At 62.8% G+C, this 22183-nt stretch carries 18 protein-coding genes and 1 pseudogene; 3 read left to right on the plus strand and 16 right to left on the minus strand.

Annotation, left to right across the window (positions count from 1 at the left end; translation table 11 throughout):
* Positions 1-302, plus strand: a pseudogene (locus CQ12_RS14325) (hypothetical protein); the annotation flags it as partial.
* 3 nt (positions 303-305) lie between these two features.
* Here the strand turns inward: CQ12_RS14325 and CQ12_RS14330 are convergent.
* The 7 genes from CQ12_RS14330 to CQ12_RS14360 all read right to left on the minus strand — a co-directional run bounded on the left by CQ12_RS14330 (position 306) and on the right by CQ12_RS14360 (position 9280).
* Positions 306-737, minus strand: a complete 432-nt coding sequence (locus tag CQ12_RS14330; protein ID WP_057835947.1) for an acyl-CoA thioesterase — start codon at positions 735-737, stop codon at positions 306-308.
* A gap of 64 nt (positions 738-801) precedes the next feature.
* Positions 802-1497 (minus strand): fatty acid desaturase family protein, encoded by a 696-nt coding sequence (locus CQ12_RS14335; RefSeq protein WP_245309919.1) that lies wholly within the window; start codon positions 1495-1497, stop codon positions 802-804.
* Positions 1498-1686: 189 nt separating this feature from the next.
* Complete coding sequence (locus tag CQ12_RS14340; protein WP_057835949.1) at positions 1687-3780, minus strand: 3-hydroxyacyl-CoA dehydrogenase NAD-binding domain-containing protein; 2094 nt, start codon at positions 3778-3780, stop codon at positions 1687-1689.
* Between the two features lie 2 nt (positions 3781-3782).
* Positions 3783-5066, minus strand: a complete 1284-nt coding sequence (locus CQ12_RS14345; RefSeq protein WP_057835950.1) for an acetyl-CoA C-acetyltransferase — start codon at positions 5064-5066, stop codon at positions 3783-3785.
* Entirely contained in the window at positions 5066-7333 is a 2268-nt protein-coding gene (locus CQ12_RS14350) for an acyl-CoA dehydrogenase (RefSeq protein WP_057835951.1), read from the minus strand. Before CQ12_RS14350 ends, CQ12_RS14345 begins: the two co-directional genes overlap by 1 nt.
* Before the next feature lie 246 nt (positions 7334-7579).
* Complete coding sequence (locus CQ12_RS14355; RefSeq protein WP_057835952.1) at positions 7580-7846, minus strand: hypothetical protein; 267 nt, start codon at positions 7844-7846, stop codon at positions 7580-7582.
* A 210-nt stretch (positions 7847-8056) separates the two neighbouring features.
* Complete coding sequence (locus tag CQ12_RS14360) at positions 8057-9280, minus strand: SMP-30/gluconolactonase/LRE family protein (protein WP_057835953.1); 1224 nt, start codon at positions 9278-9280, stop codon at positions 8057-8059.
* Positions 9281-9551: 271 nt separating this feature from the next.
* On the opposite strand from CQ12_RS14360, the gene CQ12_RS14365 reads away from it, so the two are divergent.
* Positions 9552-10865 (plus strand): serine hydrolase domain-containing protein, encoded by a 1314-nt coding sequence (locus CQ12_RS14365; RefSeq protein WP_083519278.1) that lies wholly within the window; start codon positions 9552-9554, stop codon positions 10863-10865.
* A 13-nt stretch (positions 10866-10878) separates the two neighbouring features.
* Here CQ12_RS14365 and CQ12_RS14370 read toward each other — a convergent pair whose 3' ends face one another.
* From CQ12_RS14370 to CQ12_RS14410, 9 genes are all read right to left on the minus strand, one after another.
* On the minus strand, positions 10879-11655 hold the full coding sequence (locus tag CQ12_RS14370; protein WP_057836044.1) for a potassium channel family protein: 777 nt from the start codon (positions 11653-11655) through the stop codon (positions 10879-10881).
* A 60-nt stretch (positions 11656-11715) separates the two neighbouring features.
* A complete protein-coding gene (locus tag CQ12_RS14375; RefSeq protein WP_057835955.1) occupies positions 11716-12708 on the minus strand; it encodes a L,D-transpeptidase family protein in 993 nt (330 codons plus the stop codon).
* 120 nt (positions 12709-12828) lie between these two features.
* Positions 12829-13452: a flavin reductase family protein gene (locus CQ12_RS14380; RefSeq protein ID WP_057835956.1), complete on the minus strand. Its 624-nt coding sequence runs from the start codon at positions 13450-13452 to the stop codon at positions 12829-12831.
* 145 nt (positions 13453-13597) lie between these two features.
* Positions 13598-14203 (minus strand): TetR/AcrR family transcriptional regulator, encoded by a 606-nt coding sequence (locus CQ12_RS14385; protein ID WP_057835957.1) that lies wholly within the window; start codon positions 14201-14203, stop codon positions 13598-13600.
* Between the two features lie 19 nt (positions 14204-14222).
* A complete protein-coding gene (locus tag CQ12_RS14390) occupies positions 14223-17375 on the minus strand; it encodes an efflux RND transporter permease subunit (protein WP_057835958.1) in 3153 nt (1050 codons plus the stop codon).
* Between the two features lie 39 nt (positions 17376-17414).
* Entirely contained in the window at positions 17415-18521 is a 1107-nt protein-coding gene (locus CQ12_RS14395) for an efflux RND transporter periplasmic adaptor subunit (protein ID WP_057835959.1), read from the minus strand.
* Positions 18522-18765: 244 nt separating this feature from the next.
* Complete coding sequence (locus CQ12_RS14400; RefSeq protein WP_057835960.1) at positions 18766-19257, minus strand: hypothetical protein; 492 nt, start codon at positions 19255-19257, stop codon at positions 18766-18768.
* Positions 19258-19325: 68 nt separating this feature from the next.
* Complete coding sequence (locus CQ12_RS14405) at positions 19326-20498, minus strand: winged helix-turn-helix domain-containing protein (protein ID WP_057835961.1); 1173 nt, start codon at positions 20496-20498, stop codon at positions 19326-19328.
* Between the two features lie 77 nt (positions 20499-20575).
* The gene (locus tag CQ12_RS14410) at positions 20576-20806 is read right to left on the minus strand and encodes a hypothetical protein (protein ID WP_057835962.1); all 231 of its coding nucleotides are present in this window, start codon (positions 20804-20806) and stop codon (positions 20576-20578) included.
* 700 nt (positions 20807-21506) lie between these two features.
* Between CQ12_RS14410 and CQ12_RS14420 the strand changes: the two genes are divergently transcribed.
* Positions 21507-22139: an OmpA family protein gene (locus CQ12_RS14420; RefSeq protein ID WP_057835964.1), complete on the plus strand. Its 633-nt coding sequence runs from the start codon at positions 21507-21509 to the stop codon at positions 22137-22139.
* The last annotated feature ends 44 nt before the right edge of the window (positions 22140-22183 follow it).

A 22183-nucleotide genomic window follows, 5' to 3' on the forward strand; every position in this document is an offset into this window, starting at 1 on the left:
CGCTGGGTGGCGGCCGCGGGGCCGCGATCGGCGCCATCGTCGGCGCAGGCACCGGTGCAGCCATCGGCGCCCAGGGCGAGCCCCGGCCCGGCGGCTATCGCTGGTATCAGGGCGGTTGCTATGTGGAGCAGCCCGGCGGCTGGCAGGCCGTTTCGCCGCGCTATTGCGGTGTCCAGGCGCAATACGCACCGCCGCCGCCCCGCTATTACGACGATACGCCGCGCTGCATGCGCTCGTCGACCTACGATCCGCGCCGCGGCACGTTCATCGGCCGCGACGGCTACGAGCGTCCCTGTCCGTAACGCTCAGGTTGCGATCGGGGCACCCTCACGCTTGATGGCCTGCGGGCGGCCCTCGTCGTCGATCGAGACGTAGGTGAAATTGCCGTCGGTCACCAGGATCTGCTGCATCTCCTGGCGGCGCACGACCCATGCTTCGAGATGGACCGTGAGCGAGGTGCGCCCGACCCGCACCAGATTGGCGTAGACCGACACGAGATCGCCGACATAGACGGCCTTTCTGAAATTCATTGCCTCGATCGCCACCGTTACGGTGCGGGATTTGGCGATCTTGGAAGCAGCTACGCCACCGCCGATGTCCATCTGGCTGAGCAGCCAGCCGCCAAAGATATCGCCATTGGCGTTGGTGTCGGCCGGCATCGCCAGCGTGCGGATGCAGAGCTCGCCGCGCGGCTCGGTTTCGGTGTTGGGCGGGGCGTGGATTTGGGTTTCGGTCATATCGGTCTCTGACGCTGCGTGACGATGCCGTCGATCATAGACGACCTGCCCGCCATGTTAAGCGTCACCGGGTCTGCCGCGGCGGACCTGAAAGCACGCCGGTTTGCCGGTATTGCTGCTGCCAGGCATTGTCGTCGGAGCGCGGCACGATCCCCGTGATCGGCCCGATCAGGCGCTCCAGCCCGCGCCAGACATGAAGCCCGTCGCACAGATAATTCGCCCATCCGTTCACGACGCAATAGTGGATCGTCTGATTGTGATGATGAACCCAGTGATGCGCCGGTGGGCACACCAGATGAAGCCGCTGCGCCAGCCGCATGATCGCCGAGCGGGCGGGCTTGTGCGCGAGATTGTGAAAATGCATGCCGAACAGCAGACAGACTGAACTGATGAGCCACAACAGCATCAGCGTCCAGGTCGCGGCCGAGACCGGGCACAACGCGGTGACGGCAGCGGCAAAGCCGAAAACCACTGCGCTCGGCGCCGAGCCGAATGACGCATTCTCCAGGAAGCCATAGACATGGTGGGGATGGGTATGGTGTTCGCGGGTGATTGCAATCGCGCGCCCCATGGTGCGCTCGTCGAACCAGGTGTCCATCGCCCAATGCACCGCGCCGGACGAGAAGTCGGCCAGAAAGTAGCCGGCCAACAATGCCGCCATCAAATACGGCAAGGGCAATCCAACGACGGTGAAGGTGCAAGCAAGCCAGGACGCGCAGAACAGGATGACGGCGATATTGGCGCCGATCCAAAGCTTCATGGTCCTGACTTCGCGAGCCGTTGCCTCCTTGAAAAAAGGAGTGGTTTGCATGGCGTCTCCGCAATCTGGAGATACGACTTAGGATCGTACTGACATGTAACACAATCAGGCGGGTCGCGCCATGATATGGCACCGCCGTGCGCTGTTGGTCAGCAAATGTCGCACGGCAATCCTGACCGGTGCACGCTGCTACTTGAAAGTCTCCCAGCCGGCATCGGGCGTAAACCGGCCGCCGAACTTGTCGGTCAGCGTCTCCAGCGTCGAGACCACGTTCTCCACGCCTCGGGTTCGCGCATAGTTCAGGGGACCGCCGCGGAACGGCGCGTAGCCGGTGCCGAAGATGACGGCGCCGTCGACGACGTCGGCGTTATCGACGATGCCCTCGCGCAAGCAGGCGACGCAGACATTCGACATCGGCAGGATCAGCCGGTCGATCATTTCCGCCGATGGCTCGGAGATCGCAGACATGCCGCCGGTGTCGGCCTTGCCGTCCTTCCAGGTGTAAAAACCCTTGCCGGTCTTGCGGCCAAGTTCGCCCTTGGCAACCTTTTCGCGCAACCATGCCGGCGTCGGCGGCAGCATGTCGCCGAATTTCGAGCGCAGCATGTCGCCGACATCGAGGCAGATGTCGAGGCCGACCTGATCGGCCAGTTCGATCGGCCCCATCGGCATGCCGAACTTCTTGGCGGCGGCGTCGATGACCGTCTTGTCGATCTTCTCGTCCAGCATCACCATCGCTTCCAGCATGTAGGGGGTCAGTGCGCGGTTGACGAGGAAACCGGGCGAGGATTTTACCGGCAGCGGCAGGCGGTCGATGGCGCCGACGAACACCAGTGCCTCCTTCAGGAGCTGCGGGTCTGTGCCGTCATGGCTGACGACCTCGACGAGTTGCAGCCGCGAGACCGGATTGAAGAAGTGAAGACCAAGCAGCCGCTCCGGCTTCTCCAACGTGGTGCGAAGATCCTGTAACGGAATGCTGGAAGTATTGGTCGCAAGGATCGCGCCCGGCTTCATTTTCGGCTCGAGGCCAGCATAGACCTTCTGCTTCAGTTCAAGCTTTTCCGGCACCGCCTCGATGATGAGATCGGCGTTGCGGACGCCTTCGGCCTGCATGTCCGGCATCAGCCGGTCCAGCGCATCGCGCACGGCCGTGCGCTTGCGCAGGATTTTGCCGTAGAGATCGGCGGCCCGCTTGATCGCGCTCGCGATCGGCTCCGGCTTCATGTCGGCGAGCGTCACACGAAGATCCTGGCCTGCGCACCAGGCGGCGATGTCGCCGCCCATTGCGCCCGCGCCGATGACGTGGACGTGCTCGATCTTGTTGCCGCTGCCAGCAAGCTTCTTCATCTGCTCGCGCAGGAAGAACACGCGGATCAGGTTCTGTGCAGTCGGCGTCACCATCAACTTCGCGAACGACGGCTGCTCCGCGCGCAGCATCGCCAGCCGGTCACCGCCATGCTTTTCCCAGAGATCGATCAGCGCATAAGGTGCCGGGTAATGCTCTTCCGGCGCAGCCTTGGCGGCCTCACGGCGCATGCGCGAGGCGATAAGGCCCCTGACGGAACCGAAGCCGAAGATGGTATTGAACATCCTCGGCCGCGCGCGCTTCAGGCGGCCAGACACGGCGTCCTTGACCGCATTCCTGACATGCCGTTCCTGTGTCACGGCGTCGACCAGCCCGAGCGACTTTGCCTTGCGCGCATCGATGGTCTTGCCGGTCAGCATCAGCGGCATCGACTGCATCGGATTGACGAGCTGCGTGAAGCGCGCAGTGCCGCCGAGGCCGGGATGCAGGCCGAGCATCACCTCGGGGAAACCGAACCGCGCGTCCTCGATCGCAATCCGCATCTGGCAGGCGAGAGCGACTTCGAGGCCGCCGCCGAGGCAAAAGCCGTGAATCACGGCGACGGTTGGAATCCGCAATTCTTCCAGGCGATTGATCACGGCATGCGCGCGGCCGATCTCGAGCTCGACCGCGCCAACATCGGTGGCGCCGCGAAAAGCATTGACGTCGGCGCCGGCGATGAAGCCGGATTTCTTGGCCGAACGGATGACGAGCCCGGTGGGCCGCTGGCTTTCCAGTTCCGCCAGCACCTTGTCGAGTTCCTCGATCAGGTCGGCCGAAAGCGTATTGGCGCTGGTGCCCTCGCGGTCGAACAACAGCCAGGCGACCCCGTCGGCATCGCGTGTCAGCTTGAAGTTCTTGTACGGGCTGTCGGCGCCGGGCGCAGGCCCGAGTTCGAGCACGCGATCGCCGAGAACGTTCATGATCTGGCTATCCATACTCACACCGTCTCTATCAGCATCGCGCCGCCCTGCCCGCCGCCGATACATTCGGTGGCGATGCCGCGCCGCGTGCCCAATCGCTTCATGGCGTTGACGAGATGCAGCACGATGCGGTTGCCGCTGCAGCCCACGGGATGCCCGAGGCTGATCGCGCCGCCATCGACATTCAATCTGGTCTGGTCGAGTTCGCCCGCCGCGCCATCGAGACCGAGAATCTCCTTGCAGAATTTTTCATCGTTCCAGGCGGCAAGACAGCCCAGCACCTGCGTCGCGAACGCCTCGTTCAATTCCCAGGTCTCGATGTCGGAGAGCGTCAGCTCGTTGCGCTTCAACAGCTCGGTCGCCGACAGTACCGGGCCGAGGCCCATGATGCCGGGATCGAGCGCCGACCACTGGCTGTCGAGAATGGCCGCCTTCGGCGTCAGCCCGTGTTTTGCGACCGCCTCTTCGGAGGCAAGGATCACCCAGGACGCGCCGTCGGTGATCTGCGAGGAATTCCCGGCGGTGACCTTGCCCCAGGGGCGTTCGAACACCGGCCTCAGCTTCGCCAGCGACTCCGGCGTCGAGTCCGGCCGCACACCGTCATCATGGTCATAGAATTTGCCGTCGCGCGCGAATGCGGTTTCAACCTCGCCCTTGAGCCAGCCTTCCGACTGCGCCTTTGCCAGCCGCCTGTGGCTTTCGGCGGCATAGGCGTCCGACTGCGCGCGGGTGACGCCGAAGAGATGCCCGACCACTTCGGCTGTTTGCCCCATGTTGAGTTCGGTGATGGGATCGGTCAGGCCGCGCTCCAGGCCGATAATCGGCTTGAAATAGCTCGGCTTTGCTTTCAGCGCGGCCATGATCTTGGCGCCGACGCCCTTGGCGCCGGCAAGCCCTGCGAACCAGCGCACGCCATGCTGCGGCCACACCAGCGGCGCGTGGCTCAGCGCTTCGGCCCCGCCGGCAAGAATGAGGTCCGAGACGCCCTCGCGGATGTAACGGTAAGCGGTGTCGATCGACTGCATGCCGGAGCCGCAATTGATCTGGACGGTGAAGGCGACCATCTTCTCGCCCATCCCGAGCCGCAGCGCGGCGACGCGCGCCGGGTTCATCTCGTCGGCAATGACGTTGACGCAGCCAAGGATGACCTGGTCGAAGGCATCAGGCGCAAACGGCTGCCGCGCCAGCAGCGGCCGGCCGCACTGCACGGCGAGATCGACCGGGGTAAACGGGCCGGGGCCGGAGCGTGCTTTCAGGAACGGCGTCCGGCTGCCGTCGACGATAAAAACCGGTCGCGCCATCAGCTTGCCGCCCTCTGTTCACCCAGTTCCTGGAAGAACTGATGCACATCGGCGCCCTTCCTGTAAATCGGCGACAATGCCTCAGGCGCGAAATCATCGACCTCGATCACTTTGGCAACGGCCTCATGGGCGGCAGCCAACTTCTCGCCCTGCGCCTGGGTGATGACGCCCTTCTTCACCGCTTCCTGCCAGTCATGCAGGCGCGCCGCGCGCATCTGTTTTGCGACGTCCTCCGCAGCCGTCACCAGACGGAACGCCTTTTCCAGCCGCGCGACGCCGCCGTCATCATCGACCGCCGACAGGTCGGCGGTGAGACGGTCGCGTGCCGCCGACGGCTCCAGCACGAGCTGGGCGCACTGATGCACGACACGATCGGATGGACCGGTCACCTTTGCGCCGAACGGCTGGATCAAGAATTTCAGGATCACCGCGACGAACCGGTTCGGCAGATTGGCGAGGATTTCGGCGAAGCGGTTTTCGATGGTGCGGAAACCACTTGCCATGCACCATTCAAGTGCCGCGAAATCTTCCCTTTGCCGTCCCTCGTCCTGCCAGCGCTTGAGCGCGGCGGACAGAAGATAAAGTTCGGACAGGATATCGCCGAACCGCGCCGAGAGCATTTCCTTGCGCTTAAGCGCGCCGCCGAGCGTCAGCAGCGCCATGTCGGCGCACAGCGCGAACGCCGATGAATAGCGCGAGAGCTGGCGATAGAACCGCGTCCCCTCGCCGGCATCGGGTGCCGGTGCAAACATGCCGCCGGTCCAGCCACGGCCCCAGGCGCGGAACATGGTCTTGAAACTGTGGCCGACATGGCTCCAGAACGCCTTGTCGAAGCCTTCCAGGCCCTTGGCACGGTCGGCTTCACCCAGTGCATTCATTTCCTCGAGCAGGAATGGATGTGCACGGATCGCGCCCTGGCCAAACACGATGAGATTTCGCGTGAGGATGTTGGCGCCCTCCACGGTGATGCCGACCGGCACCGCGCGATAGAGGCTGCCCATGTAATTCTGCGGGCCGTCGATTACGGCCTTGCCGCCATGGATGTCCATGGCGTCGTCGATCACGATCCGCATGCGCTCGGTCGCGTGCAGCTTCATGATGCCGGAAATGACAGCGGGATGATGCCCCTGGTTGAGCGCGGCACAGGTCAGCCGGCGCGCGGCGTCGAGCAGGTAGGCGGTGCCGGCAATGCGGGCGAGCGGCTCCTCGATACCTTCGAACTTGCCGATAGAAATGCCGAACTGCTCGCGGATGCGGGCATAGGCACCGGTGGTGCGCGCCGCATAAGCGGCACCGGCGGCCGACAGCGACGGCAGCGAAATGCCGCGGCCGGCGGCGAGCGCCGTCATCAGCATCTTCCAGCCTTGGCCAAGACGCTCCTGCCCGCCGATGATGTAGTCCATGGGAATAAAGACGTCGCGGCCCCAGTTCGGGCCATTCTGAAACACCTGCATCGCCGGCAGATGGCGGCGGCCGATGTCGACGCCGGGCAGATCGGTCGGGATCAGGGCGACTGTAATGCCGAGTTCTTCCTCGGTGCCTACGAGATGATCGGGGTCATAGGCCTTGAAGGCGAGACCGAGCAGCGTCGCGACCGGACCGAGCGTGATGTAGCGCTTGTGCCAGTTCAGCCGCAGGCCGACGACCTCGCGGCCGTCGAAATTGCCCTTGCAGATGATGCCGGTGTCGACCATCGAGGCCGCATCGGAGCCGGCCTCCGGGCTGGTCAGGCCGAAACAGGGAATGTCGATGCCTTCGGCGAGCCGCGGCAGCCATCGCTGCTGCTGCTCCGTGGTGCCGAAGCGCATCAGGAGTTCGCCCGGCCCGAGCGAATTCGGCACCATCACGGTGACCGCCGCGGTCAGCGAGCGAGAGGAAAGCTTTCGTACCACTTCCGAATGCGCATAGGGCGAGAAGCCGAGACCGCCGAATTCCTTCGGAATGATCATGCCGAAGAATTTGTGGCGCTTGATGAAGGCCCACGCCTGGGGCGGCAGATCGCGCCACTCCCAATTGATCTTCCACTCGTCGAGCATCGCGCAGAGCTCGTCGACGGGGCCGTTCAGGAACGCCCGCTCCTCTTCGGTCAAGGCAGCCGGCGCGACCGCCAGCAATTTCGACCAGTCGGGATTGCCGGTGAAGAGGTCGGCGTCCCACCAGACATCGCCCGCCTCCAGCGCCTCGCGTTCTGTGTCGGACATCGCGGGCATGGCGCCGCGTGCGAAAGCGAAGATCGGCTTGCTGATGAAATCGCGGCGGAAGCTCATGGCGAACCCTCCTGGTCTGCGGCGCGAGGCCGCGCCCCACCTGTGCCAAACGATAGCCCATTCTAGCTGAAAAGCTCGGAATTCGGGGCCGTTAGCGCCCGGAATGAAGCGAAATTGATAAACCGGGAGATAACGACAGATGTCCCCGACCCGTTCCAGCACCACTTGCATTATCCGGCGGTTGAAGACGGACGTTGCAGGATGGCCCTGCAGCGCCGCCGAAGCCGACCTGCGGGCGAACTTCACTTACGAGTCACGCTTGTGGCGTCGTCGTTCGTTGGGGACGAACACGGCAAACACCTCCCTGACGCGAACGGCCGGCGTTACGTCGCGGGTAAAGCGAAGCTCCGCGGTCGTTCGCGTTTCTTCGACGCGCGGCGCATAAAGGGCGCTGTCATAGAGCGATCCGTCGAAGCGCAAATTGCTTTCGTCGTCAGTAAGGTAAGCGTTCGAAACAAACAAAAGTACGAGCAGCGTCGAACCCACGACGGTAAAATATTTGAAAATAGGCATTGATGGACGAGCCCCCCTTCATACCAGGGAGGATCGATCGCTCGCCATAAAGAGCGGGTCTAAGTGCGCCCCGCTTTTGCCGTAGCGGTTTTTCGCGGGTTGTCAGTTTGCGACAAATTTTAATGAATGCTGGCGCGACGGGCGCCAAAGCAATGAAGCGCCGGCAGGCTATGCCGGCGCTCCTGATGTGTCGTGCAAAACAAGAGAGCGTTAACCAGGCCCCGCCCCCTGGGTGGCCGTATAAACGGCGTAGAGCGACTGGCTCGCCGCCATGAACAGGCGGTTGCGCTTGGGCCCGCCGAAGCAGATGTTGCCGCACACTTCGGGCAGGCGGATGCGGCCGATCAGCTTGCCGTCCGGCGACCACACCGTGACGCCGCTATAGCCAACGGCGCGGCCGGCATTGCTGGAGCACCAGACATTGCCGTTGACGTCGCAGCGCACCCCATCCGGTCCGCATTTCACGCCGTCGACCATGAAGTCGCTGAACCGCTTGTGGTTGGAGAGCTTGTTGTCCGTGCCGACATCGAACACGAACATGTCGCCCTTGCCGCCCGGACCGGTATCGCCTGGGCCCTTGCCGGTGCTCGCGACGTACAGCTTCTTGTAGTCGGGCGAGAAGCAGAGGCCGTTGGGATCGGGCACCTGCTCTTCCGTCACCACGAGATCGATGCGGCCGGACGGATCGATGCGATAGCAGTTGGTCGGCAGTTCGCGCTTGCCCGGCACGAAGCCGGCCGGCTGGCCGATCCGCGGATTGAGCTTGCCGCCGGCATTGCTCGGACCGCCCGCCACATCCGGCTCGCCTTCATAGAGCTGACCGCCATAGGGCGGATCGGTGAACCAGTAGCTGCCGTCCGGGTGGGCGACGACGTCGTTCGGCGAGTTCAGCTTCTTGCCGTTGTAGGAGTCGGCCAGCACGGTGGCGGTACCGTCGTGCTCATAGCGCACCACGCGCCGGGTGAGATGTTCGCAGGAAAGCTGTCGCCCCTGGAAGTCGAAGGAGTTGCCGTTCGAGTTGTTGGAGGGTGTGCGGAAGACGCTGACGTGACCGTCATCCTCCGACCATCGCATCTGCCTGTTGTTGGGGATGTCGCTCCACAGAAGATAGCGCCCCTGCGAGCTCCAGGCCGGCCCCTCCGCCCACAGCAGTCCGGTATAGAGACGCTTGATCGCGGTGTTGGGCTGAGCGAGATCGTTGAAGGACGGATCGACGGCGATGATGTCGGGGTCCCAGAAGTAGGTTGTCGGGGCGCCCCGCGGACTGAAATCCCTCGGTGGGCTGGTGACTGTCGACGGCGGCGCCACGGGGCCAGTCTGGGCCAGCGCGCCGCTGACCCCCGCCACGGTTGCGCCGGCAGCTACGGCAAGACCGTGAACAAGGGTTCGTCGTGAAATCGCGAGATCTGGATCGCGCCCCTCTTGGCTTGTCATCGCATCCTCCCAATGTGTTGGCCGGCCGTTGATCCGGCCTGGCAACTCAAGGTTAATCCGGACGGCATCCGGTTGCGAGAGCTGCTTTCAATTCAGCCCCCGTTTCAAGCTTGCAGCCGAAAATGGCATTACCTCGTCGAACGCATGTGCGTCAGAGGGCTTCCACATTGGGCGATCGCCCACATGGCGACCAGCTGGGAGACATGCTAACCATCAACCGGGTCGTCAAAATTCTCCGGCAAATCAAATCAGTCCGCGGAGCAAACCAAAAATGAAGACGCCGGCTCAACAGATATTGCATCGCAGTGCCGAATCATGCGCCGGAGAATTTCTTGCTGTGGCGTTGTCATTGGCGATTTGGACCAATCCGGCCGCGGCCAATCAGGCGGAGAACATCCCGGTCCCCTCACCGCAGAAACTTGAGCGCATCACCGAATTCTTCAACAATGAGGTTGCCACCGGGAAGTTGCCGGGCGCCGTCATATTGATCCAGCAACACGGCAGACCGGTCTTCCTGAAGTGCTTCGGCGTGCAGGACGTTGCGACCAAGGCTCCGATGACGCCGGACACGATCTTCGCGCTTCATTCGATGACCAAGCCGGTCACCAGCGTCGCGGCGATGATGCTGATCGACGCAGGCAAGCTTTCGCTCACCGACCCGGCCGCCAAATTCGTCCCGGCGTTTGCCGACGTCAAGGTCGGAGTGGCATCCGTTGCGGCTGACGGGATGACGCCCTTTCTGAAGCTTGTTCCGCCGGACCGGCCGGTGACGATTGAGGACTTACTGCGCCATACGTCGGGCATCACCTACGATTACATCGGCGGCAAGCTGATCGACAAGGCGTACAAGGACTCCGGCCTGTTCGACGGCAAGTTCGACAACAAGAGGTTTGCAGAACGCATCGCCAGATTGCCGCTGGCACGACAGCCCGGCACGCTTTGGCGCTACGGCCATTCGACCGACGTGCTCGGCCGCATCATCGAGATCGTTTCCGGACAAACGCTCTATCAGTTCGAGAAGCAGCACATCTTCGATCCACTTGGCATGTCCAGCACCAAATACGTTCTCGAAAATGCCGACGAGCGCGCGCGGATGGCGGAGCCGCTGCCGAGCGATACCATCCTGCTGGATGCTGAGCGTGAGCGGCGCGCCCATCCCGAATGGGAATCCGGCGGCGGCGGTCTGGTCTCGACCCTGAACGACTACGCGCGCTTTGCCCAGATGATCCTCAACGGCGGAGAGTTCGACGGCAAACGCTACCTCAGCCCGGCAGCATTCAAAGCGATGACGACAGATCACGTTGGGCCGGGCTCCGGCGTCGCGCGGGATTATTTCTACTTTCCCGGCGACGGCTTCGGCTACGGCTATGGTCTTGCGGTACGTACCGATCCGGGAAACGCCAAGCCACCGCCGCCGGGTTCGATCGGCGAACTCAAATGGGATAGCGGCAGCGGCACTTACTTCGGCGTCGATCCCAGCCTGGACATGGTCTACATCATGCTGGAGCAGACCCAGAACGAACGGGGCCGCATCCTGCCCGTCTTCAAAAAGCTGGTGTACGACGCGTTCGCCACGGACAAATGATGCGATCGCTGCACTACGTCAAACCTTCGTCCGGAATATTCAGCACGTTGCCGCATGCCTTGCAGTGGACCGCATCGCTGTCGTGGCGCTGCAATCCACAGGTCGGGCAGGAAAACCGCACCTTGTGCGGGGTCAGCAGCGCGCGGGCGAGATTGAAAAACAGAGTCACGCCGAAAATCATGATGACGACCGTGATCATGCGACCGGTCGTTCCCGACAGGGTGATGTCGCCGAAGCCGGTCGTCGTCAGCGCGGTCACCGTGAAGTACAGCGCGTCCGCATAGTTCGCGATCTGCGGATTGCGGAACTTCTGCGTCTCATAAACGATCGCGGTCATCACGAAGATGAACACCGCGAGGTTGGTGACGGCAAAGATGACTTCCTCATTGCGCCGGAAGAAATTGCTGTCTTCGCGCAGACGCGCCAGCATCTGGTAATCGCGCAGCAGTCGCAGCGTCCTGAGAACGCGGAGAAAGCCGCCGGCTTCTCCCGCCAGCGGCGCCAGGAATGATATGATCGCGACGATGTCCGTCCAGGTCGAGAAGCGGGTGAATTCGAGCAGCCGGTGCCGGCTGGCGAGCAATCGGGCGGAAAAATCCGCCAGAATAACCGCCCCGAACAGAACGTCGAGCGTTTCGGTGACTTCATTCGACGGCAGAAACGACGTCGCGATGATGAACAGGACGGTTACGATATCGAACGCCAGCAGCCCATAGCGAAAACGGACGCCCTCCGGCGTCGCGCCCTCGTAGAGGCTGCGAGTGCTCCGTCTGATCGAAGCGAACGACATGGCGGCATCTTCACCATTCGCACGCATTATTGCAAATGATGGTTGGCGGCGACGGAGAAATCACTTCTTGTTGGCTGCCTCACGCTCGATGAACGCCACCTCGGTCCCCTTCTTCAGGAGCTTAGCCAACCGGTCGACGTCCCAGTTGGTGAGGCGCACGCAGCCATTGGACTCCGACTTGCTGACTTTCGACGGGTTGGGGGTCCCGTGAATGCCGTATCCCTCCTCCGAGAGTCCGATCCATTGGGAGCCTACGGGATTATTGGGGCCGGGCCTGATCTTGAAGGCGCGCTTGGATTTGACCCCCTTGAACTTGTAATCCGGGTTGTAGCGATAATACGGATTTGCATCGATCGAGATCACCTTGAGAACGCCGCCGGGACTCGGCTTCTCCTCGCTGCCCACGGTCGCGGGAAAGAACGCGACCAGCTCCGAATTCGCGAAGGCTTTCACGGTTTGAGACGCCTTGTCGACCTCGACACGCGTCACGGCCGGCTTGCCCTCCTTGACAGGGACGTTCACCACCGCGATCGTTTGACCGGCCTCGTCGAATTTCTTGCCGGGATTGAGAGCCGCGAGCAGCGCTTCGCTCATGTGAAACTTTTCAGCGAGAGCTTCCCGCGGGCTGGTGTAGTCCAGCGACTTGAGGTCTTTCAGATCTTCCATCTTCGCAGGAAGCTTCTTCAGGAACGGGCCTTTGACGTCCTTGTCCGTGATCTTGTAGTCGACGACCACCGGATCCGAACCGGTGGCGAGCAAGGCGCCCCAGATCTCGGAAGTTAGGGGCTGCTTGCCAACGGGCAGACCTTTGGATACGGCAAATGCCTTCAAGGCTTTTTCGGCATTCTCGCCCAGCTTGCCGTCGATCTCGCCGGGTGAGAAATTGGCGCGGTCGAGCAGCACCTGGGCCTTGACGATGGCGGGATTGATCTTGTCGTCGCCCGGCGGCTTGCCCTTGAATTCTGCATTGTTGACGGCCGCCGCGTCGGGGCCGGCAACGGCCGGCGCGGCGAAGCAGGCGAGCAGGATCAGCCCGGCAAACCAGCGGATCATCGGCAATCTCCCAAATACGGACGATAAAGATTTCGACGGGCCGGAGTTCCCTGCTGCCGTCGGTTCAGGCGCGTAGCCCGGGTGCAGCGAAGCGCAACCCGGGCAAGGGAGAGCGGCGGATCAATCTGGACGGATCATCTCGAACATGTTTTCCGGCTTGATCTCGAAATAATCGCCCTTCCGGCCGGCGCGAACGATCGGATGGGCCAGGCCGGTCTGGTAGACGCCGTCCTTGATAAAGGCCTTGTCGATGTGGACGGCGACGACTTCGCCGAACGTCACCCAGGCCTGCGCCTTTTCCCCGTCCTTGCCCTGCAACTGCAGGATCTGCGTCAGCTTGCACTCGAAGGCCACAGGGCTTTCCGCCACCCGCGGCACATTGACGAGCTTGCAGGGTGCGGCCGTGAGGCCGGCGATCTTGAACTCATCGACATCGCGGGCAACGTGCGCCGCGGTCGCGTTCATCTGCTTTGCCAGATCCATGGTGGCGAGATTCCAGACGAACTCGCCGGTGTCCTGGATATTGCCCGCGCTGTCCTTCCAGTTGGTGGAGGAGAAGCCGATGATCGGCGGCACGTAGCAGAAGGCGTTGAAGAAGCTGTAGGGCGCCAGATTGACGTTGCCGCTGCCGTCGCGCGAGGAGATCCAGCCGATCGGACGCGGGGCGATGATGGCGTTGAAGGGATCGTGCTTGAGGCCGTGGCCGTTCTTCGGCTCGTAGAAATGCAGGTCTTTGGTCGTCACGCCGGGTTTTTCCTTGTTGTTCGTAGCCCGGATGGAGCGAAGCGCAATCCGGGGAAACTCGCAAGCGGCCGGAGTCGTCCCGGATTACGCTTTCGCTCCATCCGGGCTACGCAGTTCGGAATAATCGGTCAAGTGGCGAAGGGGCTCAATTCGCCTTGCGCGGCTCGAGCGCCCGGAAAAGGAAATCGATCATCTGGTCGATCGTTGCGCTGGGCTTGTTGACGGCCTGCGCGATCATCTGCGGGTGGAAGAAGCGGATCATGCCGGTGCAGGTGCAGAGCGCCGCCAAAGGAAGGTCAGGCGCCTCGAACTCGCCGGACGCCACGCCCTGTGCGATCACCTGGCCGATGATACCGGTAACGCATTCGATATGGACGACGCAGACGTCCCAATCTTCCTCCATCGCGATCTCGACCATCTCGTGCAGCTTGGAATCACCGACATAGCGCTCGGTGTTCATGCGATTGATGGTTGTGAGCAGCTCGCGCAGCCGCGGTTTCGCCGGACCGGACTGGGCCGCAATCCGCCGCGCCTCGACCTCGACCTCGCCCATCAGCGTGCGAGCCACGCCCTCGTGAATCGACTTCTTCGAATCGAAGAAGCGATAGACGTTGGCGGGGCTCATCCGCAATTCCTTGGCGATGTCGGCGACCGTCGTCTTCTGGTAGCCCATCTGCCTGAACAGACGCTCCGCCACCACGAGAATCTTTTCCCGCGTGTCCGTCTCGACGTGTTCAGAAATCAGCGTCATGTCACCTCTCAATGTTCAATTATTCCGCGGCGTCGGCAAGCGGAATCGCGTGTGGCCCTTTCGGATGCAACTTGGCTTCATGCTGCGCCGCAAGATCAGGCTGCTCGGCCTGGCCACTTTCCTCCAGGCTCTTCCTGAACCAGAGGGCATAAAGACCCGGCAGGTACAGCAAGGTCAGGAAGGTTGCAACAAACAAGCCACCCATGATGGTGATGGCCATCGGCCCCCAGAAAGCGGAGCGCGACAGCGGAATCATGGCCAGAATCGCCGCCAGTGCGGTCAGCACCACCGGTCGGGCACGGCGAACGGTGGCCTCCACGATGGCTTCCCGGCGCGTCAGGCCCTGCGCGACGTCGGCCTCGATCTGATCGACCAGGATCACCGCGTTGCGCATGATCATACCGGCGAGCGCGATCAGGCCGAGCAGCGCCACGAAGCCGAACGGCTGGTTGGCGACATTGAGGCCGAGCGAGGCACCGACGATGCCGAGCGGCGCGGTCAGGAAGACCAGGACCAGCCGCGAGAAGCTGTGGAGCTGGATCATCAAGAGCGTCAGCATCACCATGACCATCAGCGGGAACAGCACGAAGATCGAGGCATTGCCCTTGGCGGATTCCTCGAACGCGCCGCCCGGCTCGATCCGGTAGGCCGGCTCGAGATGGTCGCGGATTTCCTTCAGCTTCGGCCAGATCTGGTTGGTGACGTCAGGCGCCTGCACGCCATCGACGACGTCGGTGCGAACCGTGATCGCCATGTCGCGGTTACGCCGCCACATGATCGGCTCCTCGTGGGAATATTCGATCTTGGCGATCTGCTGCAGCGGCACGGCGACGCCGTTGCGTGAGGTCACGGTGAGGTCGCCGACGCTCTTGAGATCGAGCCGTTCGGACGGGATCGCGCGGGCGACCACGCCGACCTTCTCGATGCCGTCGCGGATAGTCGTCACCTGCGCGCCCGAGATCAGCATGGCGAGCGCCTGCGAGACGTCCTGCGGGGTCAGGCCGAGCGCGCGGGCGCGATCCTGATCCACCACCAGCTTGAGGTAGGGCGACTGCTCGTTCCAGTCGAGCTGCGGCTCCACGACGTTGGGATTCTGCTTCATCACGTCGCGCACCTTGTAGGCGATGTCGCGGACGGTATTGGCATCGGGGCCGATAACGCGGAACTGCACGGGGAAGCCGACCGGCGGACCAAAATTGAAACGGTCGATGCGCACGCGCGCTTCGCTCAATTCGCCCTCGGAAACCGCCTTCTCCAGCCGCGCCTTGATGCGCTCACGGGCGTCGACGTCCTTGGAGACGATGACGATCTCGGCAAAGGCCTCGTTCGGCAGTTGCGGATTGAGGCCGAGCCAGAAGCGCGGCGAACCCTGACCGACATAGGAGGTGTAGGTCGCGATATCCTTGTCGTCCTTCAACAGCGTCTCGGCCTTCTTCACGGACTTCTCCGTGACGTTGAAGGCGGTGCCTTCGGGCAGACGCAATTGCAGGAACAGCTCAGGCCGCTCCGACAGCGGGAAGAACTGCTGCTGCACATGGCCGAAGCCGACGATCGAGAGCGCGAACACGCCGACGGTGGCCACCACGACCTTGATCCGGTGGTCGACGCACCACTGCACCACGGCGCGCAGGCCGCGATACATCCGCGTCTCGTAGATCGCATGCGGATCGTGGTTGTGGTGAACCTTGATGTTGGGCAGCAGCTTGACGCCGATATAGGGCGTGAAGATCACCGCAACGAACCAGGAAGCGACCAGCGCGATCGCCACGATCCAGAAGATGCCGCCGGCATATTCGCCGACCGCCGAATTGGCAAAGCCGATGGGGAGGAAGCCAGCGGCCGTGACCAGCGTCCCCGTGAGCATCGGAAACGCAGTTGATTCCCAGGCAAAGGACGCCGCGCGCATGCGGTCCCAGCCCTGTTCCATTTTCACCACCATCATCTCGACGGCGATGATGGCGTCGTCGACCAGAAGGCCGAGCGCAATGATCAGCGCACCGAGCGTGATGCGGTGCAGGTCGATTGACATCGCGTTCATGACGATGAAGACGATCGCGAGCACCAGCGGCACCGACATCGCAACCACGATGCCGGTACGCCAGCCGAGCGCGACGAAGGAGACGAACAGCACGATCGCCAGCGCCTCGACGAAGGAATGGACGAACTCGCCGACCGCGCGCTCGACCACCTTCGGCTGGTCGGCAATCTGCTCGACCTCGATGCCCTGCGGCACGGCCTTCATGAATTCGTTGGTTGCCTTCTCGACGTCCTTGCCGAGTTCGAGAATGTTGGCGCCCTTGGCGGTGACGACGCCGATGCCGATCGCGGGCTTGCCTTCCTGGCGGGCGACGAAGGTGGGCGGATCGACGAAACCATGGGTGACGGTTGCGATATCGCCGAGCCGGAACACGCGGCCATTGCTTTCGACCGGCGTTTCCGCAACCGCCTTGGCGCCATCGAGCGCGCCGGTGACGCGCAGCGGCACGCGCTGCGAGGAGGTTTCCACCGTGCCGGCGGGCGTGACGTTGTTCTGCTTGGCCAGCGAATCGAACAGCGCCTGCGGCGTGATGCCGAGGGTTGCCAGTTTCGCGTGCGAGAACTCGACGAAGATGCGCTCGTCCTGGGTGCCGTAGAGATTGACCTTGGTGACGCCGGTGACCTTCAACAGCCGCTGGCGCATGCCCTCCGCCGTCTTCTTCAGCTGCGCGTAGTCCGCGCCCTCGCCGGTCATCATATAGAGAATGGAATCGACGTCGGAGAATTCGTCGTTGACGTTCGGGCCGAGCAGGCCTGCGGGCAGCTGGCCCTGCACGTCGGCGAGCTTCTTGCGCAGCAGATAGAACAGGTAGGGCACGTCCTTCGGCGGGGTCGAATCCTTGAACGTGACCTGCATCGCCGTGAACGACGGCTTGGAATAGGTCTGCACCTTCTCGAAGAACGGCAGTTCCTGCAGCTTCTTCTCGATGGGGTCGGCGACCTGGGTCTGCATCTCCTGAGCGGTCGCGCCCGGCCAGATCGCCGAGACGTTGACCACCTTCACCGTGAAGAACGGATCCTCGGCGCGGCCGAGCCGCTCATAGGAGAAGAAACCGGCGACGCCGAGCACAATCATCAGGAACAGGACCAGGGTCGGATGGCTCACCGCCCAGCCCGAGAGATTGAAGCGCTTCATGTCACTCTCCAGCTTCGAAATCTGCTTCCACTAATGGGACTAGAACGACAGCGACGAGACCACCCGGACCTTCTGGGCCGGATCGAGCTTCTGCACGCCGAGCGCGACCACCTTGGCGCCGTCATTGACGCCGCCGGCGATCACGACCGAATTGCTCTCATAGGATTTCACGACGACCGGCTGCAGCTTCACCGCGCCGGCATCGTCGACGATGTAGAGCGAGGGATTGCTGCCCTGGCTGAACAGTGCCGACAGCGGCAGCTTTGCGACGCGCTCGGTGGCGGCATCGGCCAGCGTCAGCGTCGCGGTCATGCCGAGCGAGACCTTGTCGTCGGCCTCCGGCAGCGAGAACTTTGCAAGATAGGTCCGGGTTGCCGGATCGGCCGACGGCGCGATCTCGCGCAGCTTCGCGGTATACTTCTTGTCCGCATCCGACCACAGCGTCACGCTGGCGGTGCCGGACTTGGCGCGGCCGACCAGCGTTTCGGGGATCGCAACGACGGCTTCCTTCTCGGCAAAGCGGGCGACGCGGATCGCGGTCTGGCCGGACGCCACGACCTGGCCGGGATCGATCAAGGTCGCGGTGACGACGCCCCGGCTGTCGGCCAGCAGCGTCGCATAAGAAAGTGAGTTCTTGGTGAGTTCGACCTGGCGCTCGGCGCGGTTATAGCGCGCCCTCGCCTCGTCGGCGGCGGCGCGGCTCTGGTCCATCTGCGCATCGGTGGTCCAGCCCTTGGCGCGCAGATCCTTGGCGCGCTGCTCGGAGGCACTGGCCTGCGCCAGCACGCCGGTGGCGGCGCGGAATTCGGCCTCGGCCTGCTCGGCCTGCAGCTTCAGATCCACTTCATCGAGGGTAGCGAGCGGCTGGCCGACATCCACGGTCTGGCCGACCTCGACCAGGCGCCGGGCGACCTTGCCGGGGACGCGGAAACCCATATCGGTCTCGATCCGGGGCCGGATGGTGCCGACGAAGCTGCGTTCCGGGGTTTCGGCCGCGTATTTCACGGTGGCGACCAGCACCGGGCGTCCCGGGGCGGGCGCTTCTGCGGCCTTCTCATTGCAGCCGGCCAGCGCGAACACGGCAAACGCCAGCGACGCCCCAGTCAACAGCCTGTAATAGCTAGAGAAAATGGAACGGGCGAACATTGGACTCTCCATCGCAGGATCTGATGAAGAGTATCGAATGCTCACTGACGATTGTCAACATTCGTCAGTGATCATGAATTCGTGAAGGATTGTTTAGTTAAGAGGTAATTGCATTCTTGGCGAAACCGTCCTTCCGGACCGGCTCGGCGCGTGGGCCTGCTCAGTGGGGACGCCACACAAAATCTGCTTTTTCCGCGCGGCCATGCGGCTTCCGCCCATTCGGACCAAGGTGCGCCATCGTGGATCAGCCGCGTCGAGCCTTCTTGCGGCTCTTCCTGGCGGTGGTTTTCTTCGCGCTCCTCGAAGCCTTGCTCGCAAGTCTCGATTTCTGGCCGCTCGATTTCCTGGCCGGCAATCTCGTCGCCGTCTTTTTTGCGGTCAGCACCGCGCCGCTTCGGGGCTTGGCAGTTCGAGCTTTGGCGGTTTTCGTCTTGGCAGTTCTAGCCTTGGAAGTTCTCGTCTTGGAAGTTCGAGGTTTGGCAACTCCGGCTTTCCTCGCCTTGGCTGCCGACGCACTGCGTTTCCGCGGCTCGGGCGCGGCTGCGACCGGCGGCGTCATCAGAGGATCGGAAACGAGGCCATCGGCGGCGAGTGGCACATAGACCGCCGCACTTTCGTCGGCCTTCAATCCCGGCTCATCCCTCTTCAATGCCTGGCTTGCGGCTTCCGTCGCGGTGCCGGCAATTTCCTTCACCGTGTCGGTGAATTTTTCCAGAATCGATTTGTCCTTGTCCATGTCGCCTCCCGGCGGTCGTCCACATGGAACTAACAAACCCGATAGCGGCGGGTTCCTGGGCGGAACCCCTAGTCCGCCAGTTGAAACCGCTGGAAGCGGTGCAGCTCTTCTTCGATGCAGCGCTTGTAGTCCTTGCGCGCCGCCCTCGCCGCGCCCTTGCCGACCCAGCTCCATTTCTGCATCAGCAGCTTCTTGTTCTGGCGGTCGGTCTTGATGTCGATCGCGGCGACGATGTCTTCGCCGACCAGCACGGGAAGCGCGAAATAGCCGAACAGGCGTTTCTCCTTCGGCACATAGGCTTCGAAGCGGTGGCCGTAGTCGAAGAACAGTTCGGTGCGCTTGCGCTGGATGATCAGGGGATCGAACGGCGAGAGAATGTGCACCGGGCCGTTACCGACCTCGGCCGGCGAATTCGTCTCCAGCACTTCCGGCAGGGCCCAATGTTCCTGCTTGCCGGCGCCCTCGAGGGCGACCGGCACCAGCTCCTTGCGCCGCACCCGCGCCCCGACCAGGTGCCGCACCGCTCCCTTGCTCGGCGCGTCGAGATGGCAGATGGAATCCAGGCTAACGACGCCTTGGGAGCGCAACGCGCGGTCGAGCAGATAGGCGGTGATTTCCGCCGAGCGTGCCGGCTTCGGCGGCTTGTCCCAGCCGAAGTGCCGCGCCATCAACTCATAGGTCTTGAGCATGCCGGTGCGTTCGGAGATCGTCACCTCGCCGGTGTAGAAGGCAAGCTGCAGCGCCCGCTTCGAGGGTTTGCGGCTCTGCCACAGATGTTCCTTCTCGGTCAGAACGTCGTCCTCGATGTCGCGAATGGTGAGCGCGCCGTCGCGCCGCAACAGCCGCATCACCTTGCGGGTGTCCTCCGGCTTGACGGACGCAAACCAGCGGTGACCCTCCCGCCGGTGTTCCCGCATCGCCGGAACGAAGAAGCGAAAATCCTTCGCCGGAACATAGGACAGCGCGTGCGTCCAGTACTCGAACACGCTTTTGTCGACGCTCTGCGCCTGGCGCAGGTCGGCACGGGTGTAGGCCGGGATGCGGCTATAGAGAATGTGATGATGACAGCGCTCGATGACGTGGATGGTGTCGATCTGCACGTAGCCGAGATGATCCACCGCGGCCGCAACCGCTGGCGGTCCGGCGCCGAACGGCTCGCTGGTGTCGAGCCGCTGGGCCTGCAGCCAGATTCGCCGGGCTTCAGGCTTGGTCAGGGAACGGAATTCAGTCGCGCGGGGCATCGCGCGGCAATGTATCGGGATTCGCGCACCTTGGGAGTCCCGGGTTCCCGATCGCTGCCTCGCGGTGCGAGTTCAGCTCACCGCTTCTGCCGCTCTCCGACGCTGCCGGTTGCGATCTCGGCCTCGCAGGAGGCACGGCCGGGCTGCGGTGCATGGCATTTATAGACCTGGCCGGTGAGACGATCGACCAGCCACGCGCTCTCTTCTGTCGGGCTTTCAAACCCGACATAGCGGCTGCCAAGCGCATTGATCAGCGTCGACAGCAAAATTGCAGCGGCGATCATCGCCGCGCCGATCAGTGTTGGCATTGAACTTCCGGAACCGGCAGGCTCCGATGCACTGGTGCGATAACCCAGATACTCGCGCTGACGCTTGACTGACTGTAACACCCGCCCCGTCCGTTTGGTTGCGCCGAACGATTTGTATTCGGATTTTTTGTGAGTCGTTTTGCTAGAAGCGCATCTGGCCGTTTTGTTGTCCACAGATCGACGTTGACGCGACGGTACAGCTTTTTTCTTTTCTTAAGTCGACAACGCGAAGTTATCCAACCGGCCGTATGACATGCTGCACACCGTAGAATTACGTGCTGCGGCGCGTTGAGACTGTCATGCTTCGGATCGCCGTCGCGCGCGGTCTCAATCGGACTTGCCGGAAGCTTTGATGCAGGCGTGGACACCGGCGCGACGTTCGACCTCGGCGCACCGGTACGTCGCCAGTCCCGTCCCTTGGAAAGGATCGGCAACACATTCCGTCCGATCGAACGCGTGATTCAAATCACGCAAGGCAATGTCGGATGATTCAATCCGCTGGCAACACAACGGCAGGCAGGGCGACCTGCACGGCCTTCAACACCTTGCAGCGTCTATTGAAAAGTCCGCTCCTTACAGAAGGCAGGCCCCAATCAATGTGACTTGAGTCACATTGCCGGCTTTGAACCCGTCCTATCCTCGCAGCATCAAAACGTCATGCACGCCAGTTTGCAGGCGTTAACAACTGAGGAATACGACAATGACCCGCTTTCTTTCGATCATGACTATCGGCGCCGCGCTGTCGATGACAGCGGGCCTCGCTGTCGCCGGCGACACCGTCTCGGCGGACAAGATCCTGGACGCCCTGAAGCCAAAGGGCGGCGTGACCCGCGGCCTCTCGACCGGCCCGCAACAGCCGGGGGACATCGCCGCAAAGGCGAAGGAAACCAACTTCGTCGACTCGCTCCGCAACCGCAAGACCCGGTCGCTGTCGCTCGGCGAGCGCCAGGAAATCGCGGAACTTGCCGCGAGCAAGCCGAAGATCGATCTCGAAATTCAGTTCGACTACAACTCGGCCGACATCAGCAAGAATTCGGTCTCCGCCGTGCAGGAACTCGGCAAGGCGCTCTCCGATTCGACCCTGAAGGGTTCGACCTTCGTGGTCGCCGGTCATACCGATGCGATCGGCGGCGAGGCGTATAACCAGGATCTTTCCGAGCGCCGCGCCGATACGATCAAGCGGTACCTGACCGAGAAGTACGGCCTCGCCGGCGCCAATCTCGTAACCGTCGGCTACGGCAAGACCAAGCCGAAGGATGCCAATGCGCCGATGGACCCGACCAACCGCCGCGTTCAGGTCGTCAACATGGACTCCAAGACCGCCGCGAAGTGAGGTCATAAGATCGATCCGCCTGCCGTTCGCGGCAGGGGGGGGTG

The organism is Bradyrhizobium jicamae (assembly GCF_001440395.1).
Taxonomy (GTDB): domain Bacteria; phylum Pseudomonadota; class Alphaproteobacteria; order Rhizobiales; family Xanthobacteraceae; genus Bradyrhizobium; species Bradyrhizobium jicamae.

Coding starts and splice junctions, on each gene's coding strand:
- CQ12_RS14330 (WP_057835947.1), bottom strand. CDS start 737: ATGACCGAAACCCAAATCCACGCCCCGCCCAACACCGAAACCGAGCCG.
- CQ12_RS14335 (WP_245309919.1), bottom strand. CDS start 1,497: ATGAAGCTTTGGATCGGCGCCAATATCGCCGTCATCCTGTTCTGCGCG.
- CQ12_RS14340 (WP_057835949.1), bottom strand. CDS start 3,780: ATGGATAGCCAGATCATGAACGTTCTCGGCGATCGCGTGCTCGAACTC.
- CQ12_RS14345 (WP_057835950.1), bottom strand. CDS start 5,066: ATGGCGCGACCGGTTTTTATCGTCGACGGCAGCCGGACGCCGTTCCTG.
- CQ12_RS14350 (WP_057835951.1), bottom strand. CDS start 7,333: ATGAGCTTCCGCCGCGATTTCATCAGCAAGCCGATCTTCGCTTTCGCA.
- CQ12_RS14355 (WP_057835952.1), bottom strand. CDS start 7,846: ATGCCTATTTTCAAATATTTTACCGTCGTGGGTTCGACGCTGCTCGTA.
- CQ12_RS14360 (WP_057835953.1), bottom strand. CDS start 9,280: ATGACAAGCCAAGAGGGGCGCGATCCAGATCTCGCGATTTCACGACGA.
- CQ12_RS14365 (WP_083519278.1), top strand. CDS start 9,552: ATGAAGACGCCGGCTCAACAGATATTGCATCGCAGTGCCGAATCATGC.
- CQ12_RS14370 (WP_057836044.1), bottom strand. CDS start 11,655: ATGTCGTTCGCTTCGATCAGACGGAGCACTCGCAGCCTCTACGAGGGC.
- CQ12_RS14375 (WP_057835955.1), bottom strand. CDS start 12,708: ATGATCCGCTGGTTTGCCGGGCTGATCCTGCTCGCCTGCTTCGCCGCG.
- CQ12_RS14385 (WP_057835957.1), bottom strand. CDS start 14,203: ATGACGCTGATTTCTGAACACGTCGAGACGGACACGCGGGAAAAGATT.
- CQ12_RS14390 (WP_057835958.1), bottom strand. CDS start 17,375: ATGAAGCGCTTCAATCTCTCGGGCTGGGCGGTGAGCCATCCGACCCTG.
- CQ12_RS14395 (WP_057835959.1), bottom strand. CDS start 18,521: ATGTTCGCCCGTTCCATTTTCTCTAGCTATTACAGGCTGTTGACTGGG.
- CQ12_RS14400 (WP_057835960.1), bottom strand. CDS start 19,257: ATGGACAAGGACAAATCGATTCTGGAAAAATTCACCGACACGGTGAAG.
- CQ12_RS14405 (WP_057835961.1), bottom strand. CDS start 20,498: ATGCCCCGCGCGACTGAATTCCGTTCCCTGACCAAGCCTGAAGCCCGG.
- CQ12_RS14410 (WP_057835962.1), bottom strand. CDS start 20,806: ATGCCAACACTGATCGGCGCGGCGATGATCGCCGCTGCAATTTTGCTG.
- CQ12_RS14420 (WP_057835964.1), top strand. CDS start 21,507: ATGACCCGCTTTCTTTCGATCATGACTATCGGCGCCGCGCTGTCGATG.